The 13,597-nt window shown below is 59.5% G+C and carries 8 protein-coding genes, 2 tRNA genes and 2 rRNA genes; 7 read left to right on the top strand and 5 right to left on the bottom strand.

Annotated elements, in window-relative coordinates; translation table 11 throughout:
- Positions 1-78 precede the first annotated feature (78 nt).
- Positions 79-585, bottom strand: coding sequence for a putative toxin-antitoxin system toxin component, PIN family (locus OKW28_RS34360; RefSeq protein WP_429452040.1), 507 nt, complete (start codon positions 583-585; stop codon positions 79-81).
- A 57-nt stretch (positions 586-642) separates the two neighbouring features.
- Here OKW28_RS34360 and yaaA point away from each other — a divergent pair, with 57 nt between their 5' ends.
- Positions 643-1,425 (top strand): peroxide stress protein YaaA, encoded by a 783-nt coding sequence (gene yaaA, locus OKW28_RS34355; RefSeq protein ID WP_429452038.1) that lies wholly within the window; start codon positions 643-645, stop codon positions 1,423-1,425.
- A 51-nt stretch (positions 1,426-1,476) separates the two neighbouring features.
- Positions 1,477-2,643: a M14 family metallopeptidase gene (locus OKW28_RS34350; protein ID WP_429452037.1), complete on the top strand. Its 1,167-nt coding sequence runs from the start codon at positions 1,477-1,479 to the stop codon at positions 2,641-2,643.
- A 111-nt stretch (positions 2,644-2,754) separates the two neighbouring features.
- Here OKW28_RS34350 and OKW28_RS34345 read toward each other — a convergent pair whose 3' ends face one another.
- From OKW28_RS34345 to OKW28_RS34330, 4 genes are all read right to left on the bottom strand, one after another.
- Complete coding sequence (locus OKW28_RS34345; protein ID WP_429452035.1) at positions 2,755-3,372, bottom strand: BspC domain-containing protein; 618 nt, start codon at positions 3,370-3,372, stop codon at positions 2,755-2,757.
- Between the two features lie 174 nt (positions 3,373-3,546).
- Positions 3,547-4,221, bottom strand: a complete 675-nt coding sequence (locus tag OKW28_RS34340; protein ID WP_429454548.1) for an energy-coupling factor ABC transporter permease — start codon at positions 4,219-4,221, stop codon at positions 3,547-3,549.
- A gap of 120 nt (positions 4,222-4,341) precedes the next feature.
- On the bottom strand, positions 4,342-5,223 hold the full coding sequence (locus tag OKW28_RS34335; protein ID WP_429452033.1) for a LuxR C-terminal-related transcriptional regulator: 882 nt from the start codon (positions 5,221-5,223) through the stop codon (positions 4,342-4,344).
- 213 nt (positions 5,224-5,436) lie between these two features.
- Positions 5,437-6,651, bottom strand: a complete 1,215-nt coding sequence (locus tag OKW28_RS34330) for a DUF2863 family protein (RefSeq protein WP_429452032.1) — start codon at positions 6,649-6,651, stop codon at positions 5,437-5,439.
- A gap of 272 nt (positions 6,652-6,923) precedes the next feature.
- Here OKW28_RS34330 and OKW28_RS34325 point away from each other — a divergent pair, with 272 nt between their 5' ends.
- From OKW28_RS34325 to OKW28_RS34305, 5 genes are all read left to right on the top strand, one after another.
- Positions 6,924-8,039 (top strand): AI-2E family transporter, encoded by a 1,116-nt coding sequence (locus OKW28_RS34325; RefSeq protein WP_429452030.1) that lies wholly within the window; start codon positions 6,924-6,926, stop codon positions 8,037-8,039.
- Positions 8,040-8,508: 469 nt separating this feature from the next.
- Positions 8,509-10,039, top strand: a 16S ribosomal RNA gene (locus OKW28_RS34320).
- Positions 10,040-10,118: 79 nt separating this feature from the next.
- Positions 10,119-10,195, top strand: a tRNA-Ile gene (locus OKW28_RS34315).
- A 53-nt stretch (positions 10,196-10,248) separates the two neighbouring features.
- A tRNA-Ala gene (locus OKW28_RS34310) sits at positions 10,249-10,324 on the top strand.
- A gap of 366 nt (positions 10,325-10,690) precedes the next feature.
- Positions 10,691-13,572: ribosomal RNA gene (locus OKW28_RS34305) — 23S ribosomal RNA — on the top strand.
- Together the 16S and 23S rRNA genes with 2 tRNA genes alongside form the textbook arrangement of a ribosomal RNA operon.
- Positions 13,573-13,597: the final 25 nt, after the last annotated feature.

Here is a 13,597-nt window from a genome sequence, read left to right as displayed (position 1 = left end):
TCACGTTGATCGTCAGAAGCCACCTGACGATAACCTTCAACATGCGCTCGGCTTAACGCGCCACACGGACGGTCGGATTCACGCGTTGACGGGCTCGCCCCCAGCATTCTGCGCGATGCCGATTTCCGCGACGAACGGTGCCGGCTGCGCGATCCTGAAGCCGAAGTCGCGCGCGATCCGTTTCGCGAGCTTCAGCACCGCACGGTCTTTCGACACGAGCCAGTCGGCCTGCGCCGCATGCGCAAGCTCGAGAAACTTCTGATCGTCGCGATCCTTGCATTGGGGCAGCGGCCGCGCGTCGGCGGCGGACTCGGTCGGCTCACACGGCTCGACCAGTTGCGCCAGCCGCGCGACGACCGCGAGCGCAGCGGCTTTGTCGACATTGCGGTGCACGAACTGCGGATAGTCGAGCACGTAGGCGAGCTCGGCGAGGCAGCGCGCGTCGATCAGCGCGGCGAGCGCGCCGCTTTCGAGCGCGGCGGCGATCGGCCGCGTGTAAGGGTCGTCGAATACGAGTATGTCGATCCAGACATTGGAATCGAGTACGACGCGCAACGCGCCGCTTGAGGCGAGGGAACCGGGCATTCGTTACAATCGGGCTTTCGTCTTTGACCGCCAGGCACGGCGTGCCTGCAAGCCTCTATGATAATCGTTCTGTCGCCGGCGAAATCGCTCGACTACGACACCCCGCCGCACGTCAAAAAGCACACGATCCCCGATTTCGTCGATGACGCCGCCGAACTGATCAGCGGCCTGCGCCGTTTGTCGCCGCAACAGATCGCTTCGCTGATGAGCGTTTCCGATCAGCTCGCGCACCTCAATTTCCAGCGTTACGCGGATTGGTCGCCGCAATTCGGCACGCACAACGCCAAGCAGGCGGTGCTCGCTTTCAACGGCGACGTGTACGAAGGTTTCGATGCGAAGACGTTGTCGTCGGCCGATCTGGACTATGCGCAGAATCACGTGCGGGTGCTGTCGGGCCTCTACGGCCTGCTGCGTCCGCTCGATCTGCTGCAGCCGTACCGGCTCGAAATGGGCACGCGTTTCGTCAACCCGCGCGGCAAGGATCTGTATGCGTTCTGGGGCGAGCGGATCACGCACGCGTTGAACGCGCAGTTGAAGAAGAATGCGGCCACCTCGCGCGTGCTGGTCAATTGCGCATCGGGCGAATACTTCAAGTCGGTCAAGCCGAAGCTGCTCGACGCGCCGGTCGTCACGCCGGTGTTCGAAGACTGGAAGGGCGGCCGCTACAAGATCATCAGCTTCCATGCAAAACGCGCGCGCGGCTTGATGGCGCGCTTCGCGGTGGAAAATCGCCTCGATCGTCCCGAGCAGTTGAAGGACTTCGAGACCGAAGGCTACGCGTTCTGTGCCGAAGCCTCGAACGACTCCACTTTCGTATTTCGCCGCCGCGTTGCGGAATAAGCGTGCCGCTGCGCTAAAAAGGCAGCTTGAATTCAGGCAGGGAAGACTCCGATGACGTTATCGATTACGAGCAATTTCGACGCAGGCGCAGTTGATGTGTTGTCCTGCGAGGACGCCGGCAATATTCGCCTGCGCGTACGGCCCGACAGCCACGCCGAGTTCGCGCAGTGGTTCTATTTCCGCCTGTCGGGCGCGGCGGGCGAGCGCTGCGTGATGACCTTCGAGAACGCCGCCGCGTGCGCGTTCGCGGAGGGCTGGCGCGACTATCGGGCGGTCGCGAGCTACGACCGCGTGAACTGGTTTCGCGTGCCGACGTCGTACGACGGCCGCGTGCTGACGATCGACCATACGCCCGATTTCGACAGCATCTACTACGCTTACTTCGAACCGTACAGCGAGGAGCGTCATGCCGAGTTTCTCGGCGCCGTGCAGCAGATGCCGCACGCGTCGCTGACCGAACTCGGCAAGACAGTCGAAGGGCGACCGATTTCGCTGCTCACGCTCGGCACGCCGCCCGCCAACGATGCCGCCAACGCCGCGCCGAAAAAGAACATCTGGCTGATTGCCCGGCAGCATCCGGGCGAGACGATGGCCGAATGGTTCATCGAGGGGTTCGTGAAGCGCCTCGTCGGTTGGGGCGATTGGGCGGGCGACCCGGTCGCGCGCAAGCTCTACGATCATGCCGTGTTTCACATCGTGCCGAACATGAATCCGGACGGCAGCGTGCGCGGCAATCTGCGCACCAACGCGGCCGGCGCGAACCTGAATCGCGAATGGATGGAGCCGGATGCCGCGCGCAGTCCCGAGGTGCTGGTGGTGCGCGACGCGATTCATGCGATAGGCTGCGACCTGTTCTTCGATATTCATGGCGACGAGGCATTGCCGTATGTGTTCGTCGCGGGCTCCGAAATGTTGCCGGGCTTCACCGAGCGGCAGGGCCGCGAGCAGGCGGCGTTCATCGAGGCGTTCAAGCACGCGAGTCCGGATTTTCAGGACAAGTATGGCTATGCGGCGAGCAAGTATCGCGAGGATGCGTTGAAGCTCGCGTCGAAGTACATCGGCAACGAATTCGGCTGTCTGTCGTTGACGTTGGAAATGCCGTTCAAGGACAACGCAAATCTGCCCGACGAGCGGGTCGGCTGGAACGGCGAGCGCAGCGCATCGCTTGGCGCCGCAATGTTGCAAGCGATCCTCCGACACGTGGAGAGGTTCGCCTGAAGAAGCGGACGGATGGACACAAAAAACGCGGCACGCACGGCAAAAGTGCGTGCCTCGTTTTTTATTGGGGCGACTGATCGGACGGTGGCGCGGCTCGATCAGCGCCAGATGTCATTGGCTCTTCTTCTTCGAGCTCTTGTTTGCCGATTTGCTCGACGTCGTGCGCGACGATTGGCCCGAGCCTGTCTTCGACGACTTGTTCGACGTCTTGCCGCCGACCGCGTGCTTGCCTTTGCCGCCTTTGTGCTGGCTCGATCCCGCGCTATGCGCGCGGTTTGGCGGTACCGGATCGTTCCAGCTGAACGCGAGCATCTGCGAGCCGACGTAGCCGCAGCGGAATTTCAGATCGGCCGGCTCGCCCGAGTTGTCCTGGCGCACGCCGACGCCTTCGACGGTGACAATGCTGTCCACCTTGACACGCTGCTTGCCTTCGTCGAACGAGTCGTTCCATGGCGTGACCGACGAGTGCGCACTGTCGAACGAACTGGACGGGAATTCGACGTGGTCGAAAGCGGTCGACGTGCTCGCGACGAAGTCGCCATGCGCGGCGCAGTCCGCGACGAGCGGATCCGCGTGCATTTCGGTGATAAATCTTTTGACGAGGTCGTTGTGCTGTTCGAGCTGATCAGCGAATGCGGGAGCCGCGCAGATGAGCGAGAGACTCGCTGCGCAGGCTGCCAACCGGCCGATCACCCGCAGCAACCGGCTCGGTACATTGGTGCGATCCATCTAGTTCTGTAGACGCAAATGGGAGATGAGGCAAATAAGATGCCGCGCGCAAGGGTTGAGTTCAATGTTGCTGCAAATATTCTGCCTTGTCCTGATGGGGGCGCCCGGAAAGTCTCCAGTGACGAGGCGCGGATTATCACAGATGCGCCGCACGCGACGTCAAAGCGCGCATTCTCAGGTGCGCGGGCCGCCCAGACGATAGCGCCGCACGTCGTTGGTGGTCACCCATGCGGGACGGTAGACCGCGATCAGCGCGGTCGCCATGCCAGTGAACCATGCTTCGCCGGTGGCGAGCAGCAGCACGCTGAGCGCGTAGCCGATCGGCACCACGGTCATCGAACCGCCGGACACCGCGATATGGATGCCGAGCGCTGCCGCGGCCGTCAACGACACGGCAATGGCGGGCGAAACGAAGCCCTGGCCGAAGATGAACATGAAAAGATTGCGCGGTAGCCACGCGGTGCAGATGCGCTGGAGCAAGGTCGAGATGGCGACGGGCAGGGCTCCGTACACAAGGAACGTCAGCGCGATGCCCTGCCACGGCGCATCGAAGACGACAGCGGCCAGACCCGCGACCACCGCCATCGCGATCAGGGCGAGCCCCCAGTCGAACAGCGTGACGACGAGCGTGGCGCCGAGCAGGTGCATCACGGTGCCGTCGTCGAGCCAGGCGTTGCTCGACCACAGCACCGACACCGCGACGATTATCGCGAGCCAGACATGCTGGAGCGTGCCGTCCTGAAGTCTTTTGAAAGGTTTTTTCCACAGCGCGAGCGCGACCACCATCGCAGTGGCAATCCAGCCACCGACAGCGACCCAAAACGGAAGCGGTGTGTAGAGGAAACCCATGTGTCTCATATTACTCGTTGGACGACAAAAGGTGTGAGCGGATTCCATGCCAGCCCACCCTCGACGCTGCGAGCATGCGGACGTTCCAACCCATGCGCGCGGCGTGCCCCGCGCCCCGCGTCATGCGGAACCCGGCCCGACCGACTTCCGCGCGGGCCGGCCTTGTGGGGCCTCACCGTACGACGTGGCGGGTTCCGCGGCCATCGGTAGCGCGCTGCTGGTGTCGCTGCCCGGCAACGGATACTGGGAGCGCGCACGTGTGCGGCGCCGGAGCGGAACTGGGCCAGGCTGCCCGCGTATGACCGGCCGCGCGTTGTGCTCGCCGTTGTTGCGCAGCACTTGCAAATGATTCGTGAGCCATCCGTTGTAGAGCGCGACCGCCGCGGCGCGATTGGGCGCACCAAGTTGCTGGAATATGCTCGTCAGGTGGATCTTGACCGTACCTTCGCTAATGCCGAGCGTGCGCGCGATCATCTTGTTGGTGCTGCCCATGTGCACGCAGCGCATGATCTGCTCCTGCCGCGGTGACAGCCCGCCCGAGAGTTTGTTGCGGCGGGGCGGCGGACTTTCTTCGTCGAACGTACGGATCGCGGTGTCGGTCGGCAGCGGCGGATCGATCGCCAGCGCGCCGGGCGGCACGTAGTGACCGCCGAGCAGCACCATTTCCAATGCGCGCACGATCAGGCAGGGATCGGTGTCGCGTGGAACAACGCCGAGCACACCTTCGTCCATCAGCGCGCGCACGAGCGCGGGCAAAGTCCCGTCGGTGAGCACGCTGATGCGCAGGTCCGGAAAGTAGCTGAGCAGCGCGCGCACCTGCGCAACCGACATCCAGTCCTCCCAGTCGATCACGACGAGATCAGGCCGATAACGCTTGAACGGACGTTCGAGCAGACGCCATTCATCGGCTTCTGTGAAGCGCGCCAGCCGGTCGATCTGCCGCAGCAAGGCTTTGAGTCCATCACGTCGTTCTGCGTTTGAACTGAGAATCGCGAAGCGCATGCATGTCTCCAGATGTATCGGGCGAAATGGCGCGACGCATCTGTGGGACTCGTGGAGCTGACTCGATCACGGCGATGCGTCACGGTGCCTATGATGACAAATTCCCTTCGTTTTGACGGCTGTCCAAAAGGCATAAGAAATGCGGACAATCAACAAAAAAGCCCCGGATATACGGGGCTTTTTTGCGATAAGGCAGGGATGTCGACTTCGGTGTCAATGGAAATGGGGTTGCGCGGGCTCGGCGTCTTCGGGCATTTCCGCGTGGACGATTTCGCCGAGCGGGTCCGCATACAGCGGCACGCCGCAGTCGTCGCAATATTCCGGCTCGAAGCGGCCCGCGTGGCGGCGCACATCCGTGATGCCGGTTTCCTTGAGCAGCGCGACGATTTCCTCGAGCGGTTCGTCCGAGCCGGTGATTTCCTCCGGCTCCTCGTCGATGCCCGCCTCGCCGTTTTCGCGGCCGTAGAGTGGCCACACGACACCGTAGATCACGTCGTTGCTGCCCTTGCGCGTGAAGCCGACGCGGTACTCGTCGATGCGCCGTTCGCCGAAGCCGGCGACCACCGCGCGCAGATCCTGCGGCGCCGCGCCAATAGTGTCGAAAAGATAACGCACGGCGGTACGCACGGTGTGCGGACGCACACTTTCATCGGCGTCGCGGCACGCCGAGTAGTACGCATCCGGCAGCAGACATTCGAATTCGCAGCCCGGCAGCACGACCGACAGATTCGCGCCGCCTTGGGTGGCCCATTGCTCGAGACATTGGCCGCGCTCGATGCGAGTGCCGTGCTCTTCTTCCTGCCAGCGGAACGTCGCGCCGCCGACGGGAGCGGCGACTACGGCGAGCAGAAAGCGCGGGTCCGCCAGAATCGGCGAGGTCTCCGGCAGTTCGCCGAAATTGAGCTTCGCGTTGCCGCCGCTGACCGCGGCTTGCGCAAGTTGCTGGGCGATGCGCCACGTTTCGACGTGATGGCGCGGCAACTGGTCGATGCTGAACAGGAATGGAGCCATTGCCACGCGCGTGTCGGCAGCGAGCACGTGCGCTTGCAGGTGTGCGCGCAGGGCGTCGGCGGCGTCGGACTTGAGCGGGCCGGACGGAATCACGTAGCGGGTCCAGGCGAGCACAGGCGCGGCGATCAGCAGCGCTTCATAAGACACGCCTTCATGTTCGATCACGAACGATTCGCTGTGCGTTTCCGCCATGTCGGCCAGCGCGCCGTAGGCATCCGGATGGTTTTGCTGCAGATGGTCGAGCGCGGCGTCCAGCGTAGTCTGGTTGGCGTTGCGCACGACTTTGGCCAGCAGCGCGTCGAGCTTCGCTTCCCAGAAGCGATCTTCGGTACGGCTGCCCGACGCGAAAAGCGCGAGCGAGAGACCGACGAGCTTGTCGGCGTCGGGAGGGAGACGTTTGGCGATTCGCGAGCGCATAAATCCAGAAAAATTGGGGGCACGGAACCTTATATTCTAGTCTTTTCCAGGCAGCTATATGGATTGGCCAGCAATCTCCGGGCAATTTGGGCCCTTTCATCTCAAAAAATGCGGTCGCCACCGGCACAGTCGCAAGCGACTCGCAACACCCTGGCGGGATGGTATAAGACACCCCGGACGCCCGACTCGCTTCTATACTGACGGCGTTCAGCGGGCGCCTGACGGGCGTGTGTCATGTCATTGCCACGGTCTGGCGCAATAGGAGATTCATCGTGAAATCTGACCAACTGATCGAGCGACTTGCCGCGGTATTCGCATTGATTGTGCTCGTGGGTGGGTCGTTGCTGGTGCTGGCGCCATTTACGACCGCGCTGCTGTGGGGCGCCATCCTCAGCTACAGTTCCTGGGGACTCTACCGGCGACTCACTGGCGTGGTCGGCGGGCGGCGCAAGCTGGCCGCGACCTTGATCGTGCTGATTATTCTGGTCGTGGTGCTCGGGCCGTTCGTCTATGCGGGTTTCGCGTTCGGCGCGCATGTTCACGACATCGTTGCGCTGGTGCAAAGACTTTTCGAGTCGGGGTTGCCCGATCTGCCGCCGTGGGTGCAGCGGATCCCGCTGGTTGGTTCGAGCATCGAGGCCTTTTGGGAGCGCTTGACCAGCAGCAATTCCGAGTTGATCGCGCAATTGCGCACGCTCGCCGCGCCGGCTGGGAAGTGGATTCTGGCGGCGGCGCTTGCGGTGACGCATGGGCTGGGGCTGCTGGCGTTGAGCATCGTGCTCGCGTTCTTCTTTTATACCGGTGGCGAGGGGGCGGCCGCCTGGCTGAACGCCGGCATGCGTCGAGTAGCCGGTGAGCGCGCCGACTATCTGCTGGCGCTGGCGGGCAGCACGGTGAAGGGGGTGGTCTACGGGATTCTTGGTACGGCCCTCGTACAGGCGGTTCTCGCGGGATTCGGTTTCTGGATGGCGGGCGTACCGGCGCCGGCGTTGCTCGGGCTCGTGACGTTTTTTCTGTCGGTGGTGCCGGGCGGTCCGGTCATTGTCTGGTTGCCGGCAGCGATCTGGCTGTATCAGGGCGGGTCGACTGGATGGGCGATTTTTGTGGTCATATGGGGCCTGCTGGTTGTCGGCATGGCCGACAACGTCATCAAGCCGATCCTGATTGGCAAAAACAGTGACATGCCGTTGATTCTGGTAATGCTCGGCATCCTCGGCGGCGCGTTTGCGTTTGGTTTTCTTGGTGTTTTCATCGGCCCGACGTTGCTGGCGGTCGCTTATACCGTGTTACATGATTGGACGATCGGCGCATCCGCCGCCCAGACGCTGGCGCCCGAAGTGAAAACCCCAACGATAGACGATCCGGGCCGTATGGGAAAGATCCCCTAAGGAAAACCCCAAGATTTCGCTTGCAAGTTCTGGCTGCGGCGACTAGAATTCCGCTCTTTCGCGCTCCGGACGCCGGGGTGCGGAGAAGCGGGAAGCCTTTGAGGGCGAGGGCTTCAGCGGCGTGGGCAGGTTAAGCGAGTGATAAAAACCTGTTGACGATCCGACGGAAGTTCTCCATAATCTCGTTTCTCTGCTGCAGACGCAGCGACGCAAACGAAGCAGTGCCGGGTAGTGGTGGTTCAGGCGCGGCGGGTTTGGCGGACCGATCTTTAAAAACTAACAGTCGATAAGTGTGGGCGCTTGATGCGGAATGCGGCGGCGGATTCTGTGGAATCTGCTGTCAGGCAGAAGTATCAGAAGCCTCACACAGTATTGGAGGAAGGTTTGTCTGTCGGAAGACGGATCAATCATCGTCAGTACGTTGAGTGAGCGACCGGGTTCGAGAGAGCCCGAAAACAGTAACAGGTTTGAACTGAAGAGTTTGATCCTGGCTCAGATTGAACGCTGGCGGCATGCCTTACACATGCAAGTCGAACGGCAGCACGGACTTCGGTCTGGTGGCGAGTGGCGAACGGGTGAGTAATACATCGGAACGTGTCCTGGAGTGGGGGATAGCCCGGCGAAAGCCGGATTAATACCGCATACGCTCGGGAGAGGAAAGCGGGGGATCGCAAGACCTCGCGCTCAAGGGGCGGCCGATGGCAGATTAGGTAGTTGGTGGGGTAAAGGCCTACCAAGCCGACGATCTGTAGCTGGTCTGAGAGGACGACCAGCCACACTGGGACTGAGACACGGCCCAGACTCCTACGGGAGGCAGCAGTGGGGAATTTTGGACAATGGGCGCAAGCCTGATCCAGCAATGCCGCGTGTGTGAAGAAGGCCTTCGGGTTGTAAAGCACTTTTGTCCGGAAAGAAAACCTCGTGGCTAATATCCGTGAGGGATGACGGTACCGGAAGAATAAGCACCGGCTAACTACGTGCCAGCAGCCGCGGTAATACGTAGGGTGCGAGCGTTAATCGGAATTACTGGGCGTAAAGCGTGCGCAGGCGGTGCTGTAAGACCGATGTGAAATCCCCGGGCTTAACCTGGGAACTGCATTGGTGACTGCAGCGCTGGAGTATGGCAGAGGGGGGTGGAATTCCACGTGTAGCAGTGAAATGCGTAGAGATGTGGAGGAACACCGATGGCGAAGGCAGCCCCCTGGGCCAATACTGACGCTCATGCACGAAAGCGTGGGGAGCAAACAGGATTAGATACCCTGGTAGTCCACGCCCTAAACGATGTCAACTGGTTGTCGGGCCTTCATTGGCTTGGTAACGTAGCTAACGCGTGAAGTTGACCGCCTGGGGAGTACGGTCGCAAGATTAAAACTCAAAGGAATTGACGGGGACCCGCACAAGCGGTGGATGATGTGGATTAATTCGATGCAACGCGAAAAACCTTACCTACCCTTGACATGTATGGAATCCTGCCGAGAGGCGGGAGTGCCCGAAAGGGAGCCGTAACACAGGTGCTGCATGGCTGTCGTCAGCTCGTGTCGTGAGATGTTGGGTTAAGTCCCGCAACGAGCGCAACCCTTGTCCCTAGTTGCTACGCAAGAGCACTCCAGGGAGACTGCCGGTGACAAACCGGAGGAAGGTGGGGATGACGTCAAGTCCTCATGGCCCTTATGGGTAGGGCTTCACACGTCATACAATGGTCGGAACAGAGGGTTGCCAAGCCGCGAGGTGGAGCCAATCCCGGAAAACCGATCGTAGTCCGGATCGCACTCTGCAACTCGGGTGCGTGAAGCTGGAATCGCTAGTAATCGCGGATCAGCATGCCGCGGTGAATACGTTCCCGGGTCTTGTACACACCGCCCGTCACACCATGGGAGTGGGTTTTACCAGAAGTGGCTAGTCTAACCGCAAGGAGGACGGTCACCACGGTAGGATTCATGACTGGGGTGAAGTCGTAACAAGGTAGCCGTATCGGAAGGTGCGGCTGGATCACCTCCTTTCCAGAGCTGTGCATTCACTGCACTCAAGTGCTCACGCTTATCGGCTGTGGTTAATGGAAGCAACGCAGACAGACATCAGGGGTCTGTAGCTCAGCCGGTTAGAGCACCGTCTTGATAAGGCGGGGGTCGATGGTTCGAATCCATCCAGACCCACCACGGTCTTGTCTGGTGAGCTGAAGGGCTGGGGCCGCTGGAATATCTGTGGGACTGGGGGATTAGCTCAGCTGGGAGAGCACCTGCTTTGCAAGCAGGGGGTCGTCGGTTCGATCCCGTCATCCTCCACCAATCCTCAATGCGCAGGGTTCTGCCTGAAGGCAGAGCGTTGCGCATTGGCGATTGAGCCAGTCAGAGCGGTATGAGGCACAGGCTTCATACCGGCTGCCGTTCTTTAACAATCAGGAAGAAGTAGTAAAGAGATTCACGAAAGCATACCTGGAGATGGGTGTGTGAGTAGGTGAATCAGGGTTGTGATTGTATCGATGTATTTTAAAGGTGATCGAAAGATTGCCTTGGAATACGGCGCAACACGAATACTCAACCTGTAACGGAACGTGAATGGTCGACTCCTTCGGGAACCTGTCCCCTCCGGGGATGGGACCAGTGTAAGCGCTAAAGCGCTAACACTGGTCGACAGAGACACACCCGTTATAGGGTCAAGCGAACAAGTGCATGTGGTGGATGCCTTGGCGATCACAGGCGATGAAGGACGCGGTAGCCTGCGAAAAGCTCCGGGGAGCTGGCAAACGAGCATTGATCCGGAGATGTCCGAATGGGGAAACCCACTCCTAATGGAGTATCCGTAGCTGAATCCATAGGCTGCGTGAGGCGAACGCGGTGAACTGAAACATCTAAGTAACCGCAGGAAAAGAAATCAACCGAGATTCCCAGAGTAGTGGCGAGCGAAATGGGATCAGCCTGTACACGTTATCTGTATTGTTAGTCGAACGCTCTGGAAAGTGCGGCCATAGCAGGTGATAGCCCTGTAGACGAAAACAGCATGGAAGAACTGGGTGTACGAGAAGTAGGGCGGGACACGTGAAATCCTGTCTGAAGATGGGGGGACCATCCTCCAAGGCTAAATACTCGTGATCGACCGATAGTGAACCAGTACCGTGAGGGAAAGGCGAAAAGAACCCCGGGAGGGGAGTGAAACAGATCCTGAAACCGCATGCATACAAACAGTCGGAGCCTCTGCGAAGGGGTGACGGCGTACCTTTTGTATAATGGGTCAGCGACTTACATTCAGTGGCGAGCTTAACCGATTAGGGCAGGCGTAGCGAAAGCGAGTCCGAACAGGGCGTCCAGTCGCTGGGTGTAGACCCGAAACCAGGTGATCTATCCATGGCCAGGTTGAAGGCACGGTAACACGTGCTGGAGGACCGAACCCACTAACGTTGAAAAGTTAGGGGATGAGCTGTGGATAGGGGTGAAAGGCTAAACAAACCTGGAAATAGCTGGTTCTCTCCGAAAACTATTTAGGTAGTGCCTCGTGTATCACCTTCGGGGGTAGAGCACTGTCATGGTTGTGGGGTCCATTGCGGATTACTACGCCATAGCAAACTCCGAATACCGAAGAGTGCAATCACGGGAGACAGACATCGGGTGCTAACGTCCGGTGTCAAGAGGGAAACAACCCAGACCGCCAGCTAAGGTCCCCAAATATGGCTAAGTGGGAAACGAAGTGGGAAGGCTAAAACAGTCAGGAGGTTGGCTTAGAAGCAGCCACCCTTTAAAGAAAGCGTAATAGCTCACTGATCGAGTCGTCCTGCGCGGAAGATGTAACGGGGCTAAGCCATATACCGAAGCTGCGGATGCACAGTAATGTGCATGGTAGGAGAGCGTTCCGTAAGCCTGCGAAGGTGCACTGGAAAGTGTGCTGGAGGTATCGGAAGTGCGAATGCTGACATGAGTAGCGATAAAGGGGGTGAAAGGCCCCCTCGCCGTAAGCCCAAGGTTTCCTACGCAACGTTCATCGGCGTAGGGTGAGTCGGCCCCTAAGGCGAGGCAGAAATGCGTAGCTGATGGGAAGCAGATTAATATTTCTGCACCATTGTGAAATGCGATGGGGGGACGGATCGCGGAAGGTTGTCCGGGTGTTGGAAGTCCCGGTCCTTGCATTGGAGAAGGCGCTTTGGCAAATCCGGGCGCGGAATTCAAGGGTGCGAGGCGAGTCGCTCAGGCGACGAAGCAACTGGAAGGGGTTCCAGGAAAAGCCTCTAAGCTTCAGTTTCACAGTGACCGTACCGCAAACCGACACAGGTGGGCGAGATGAGTATTCTAAGGCGCTTGAGAGAACTCGGGAGAAGGAACTCGGCAAATTGGTACCGTAACTTCGGGATAAGGTACGCCCTCATAGCCTGACTGGCCTGCGCCAGAAGGGTGAAAGGGTTGCAATAAACTGGTGGCTGCGACTGTTTAATAAAAACACAGCACTCTGCAAACACGAAAGTGGACGTATAGGGTGTGACGCCTGCCCGGTGCCGGAAGATTAAATGATGGGGTGCAAGCTCCTGATTGAAGTCCCGGTAAACGGCGGCCGTAACTATAACGGTCCTAAGGTAGCGAAATTCCTTGTCGGGTAAGTTCCGACCTGCACGAATGGCGTAACGATGGCCACACTGTCTCCTCCCGAGACTCAGCGAAGTTGAAGTGTTTGTGATGATGCAATCTCCCCGCGGCTAGACGGAAAGACCCCATGAACCTTTACTGTAGCTTTGCATTGGACTTTGAACCGGTCTGTGTAGGATAGGTGGGAGGCTATGAAGCGTGGACGCCAGTCTGCGTGGAGCCGTCCTTGAAATACCACCCTGATCTGTTTGAGGTTCTAACCTTGGCCCGTGATCCGGGTCGGGGACAGTGCATGGTAGGCAGTTTGACTGGGGCGGTCTCCTCCCAAAGTGTAACGGAGGAGTACGAAGGTACGCTAGGTACGGTCGGAAATCGTGCTGATAGTGCAATGGCATAAGCGTGCTTGACTGTGAGACTGACAAGTCGAACAGGTGCGAAAGCAGGTCATAGTGATCCGGTGGTTCTGTATGGAAGGGCCATCGCTCAACGGATAAAAGGTACTCTGGGGATAACAGGCTGATACCGCCCAAGAGTTCATATCGACGGCGGTGTTTGGCACCTCGATGTCGGCTCATCTCATCCTGGGGCTGTAGCCGGTCCCAAGGGTATGGCTGTTCGCCATTTAAAGAGGTACGTGAGCTGGGTTTAAAACGTCGTGAGACAGTTTGGTCCCTATCTGCCGTGGGCGCTGGATATTTGAAGGGGGCTGCTCCTAGTACGAGAGGACCGGAGTGGACGAACCTCTGGTGTACCGGTTGTCACGCCAGTGGCATCGCCGGGTAGCTATGTTCGGAAGAGATAACCGCTGAAAGCATCTAAGCGGGAAACTCGCCTTAAGATGAGATATCCCCGGGGCTTCGAGCCCCTTGAAGGGTCGTTCAAGACCAGGACGTTGATAGGTCAGGTGTGCACGTACAGTAATGTACTGAGCTAACTGATACTAATTGCCCGTAAGGCTTGATCCTATAACCGGTGTGTTTTGCGGTCAGC

Origin of the sequence: Paraburkholderia sp. 40, from assembly GCF_050434105.1 — a bacterium.
Taxonomy (GTDB): Bacteria; Pseudomonadota; Gammaproteobacteria; order Burkholderiales; family Burkholderiaceae; genus Paraburkholderia; species Paraburkholderia tuberum.
Note: the sequence above shows the minus strand (reverse complement) of the source record. Positions and strands in the feature narration are given on the sequence as shown.

Excerpts from the sequence above, each read along its gene's own strand:
- OKW28_RS34360 (WP_429452040.1), bottom strand. The coding sequence starts at position 585 with ATGCCCGGTTCCCTCGCCTCAAGCGGCGCGTTGCGCGTCGTACTCGAT.
- yaaA (WP_429452038.1), top strand. The coding sequence starts at position 643 with ATGATAATCGTTCTGTCGCCGGCGAAATCGCTCGACTACGACACCCCG.
- OKW28_RS34350 (WP_429452037.1), top strand. The coding sequence starts at position 1,477 with ATGACGTTATCGATTACGAGCAATTTCGACGCAGGCGCAGTTGATGTG.
- OKW28_RS34345 (WP_429452035.1), bottom strand. The coding sequence starts at position 3,372 with ATGGATCGCACCAATGTACCGAGCCGGTTGCTGCGGGTGATCGGCCGG.
- OKW28_RS34340 (WP_429454548.1), bottom strand. The coding sequence starts at position 4,221 with ATGGGTTTCCTCTACACACCGCTTCCGTTTTGGGTCGCTGTCGGTGGC.
- OKW28_RS34335 (WP_429452033.1), bottom strand. The coding sequence starts at position 5,223 with ATGCGCTTCGCGATTCTCAGTTCAAACGCAGAACGACGTGATGGACTC.
- OKW28_RS34330 (WP_429452032.1), bottom strand. The coding sequence starts at position 6,651 with ATGCGCTCGCGAATCGCCAAACGTCTCCCTCCCGACGCCGACAAGCTC.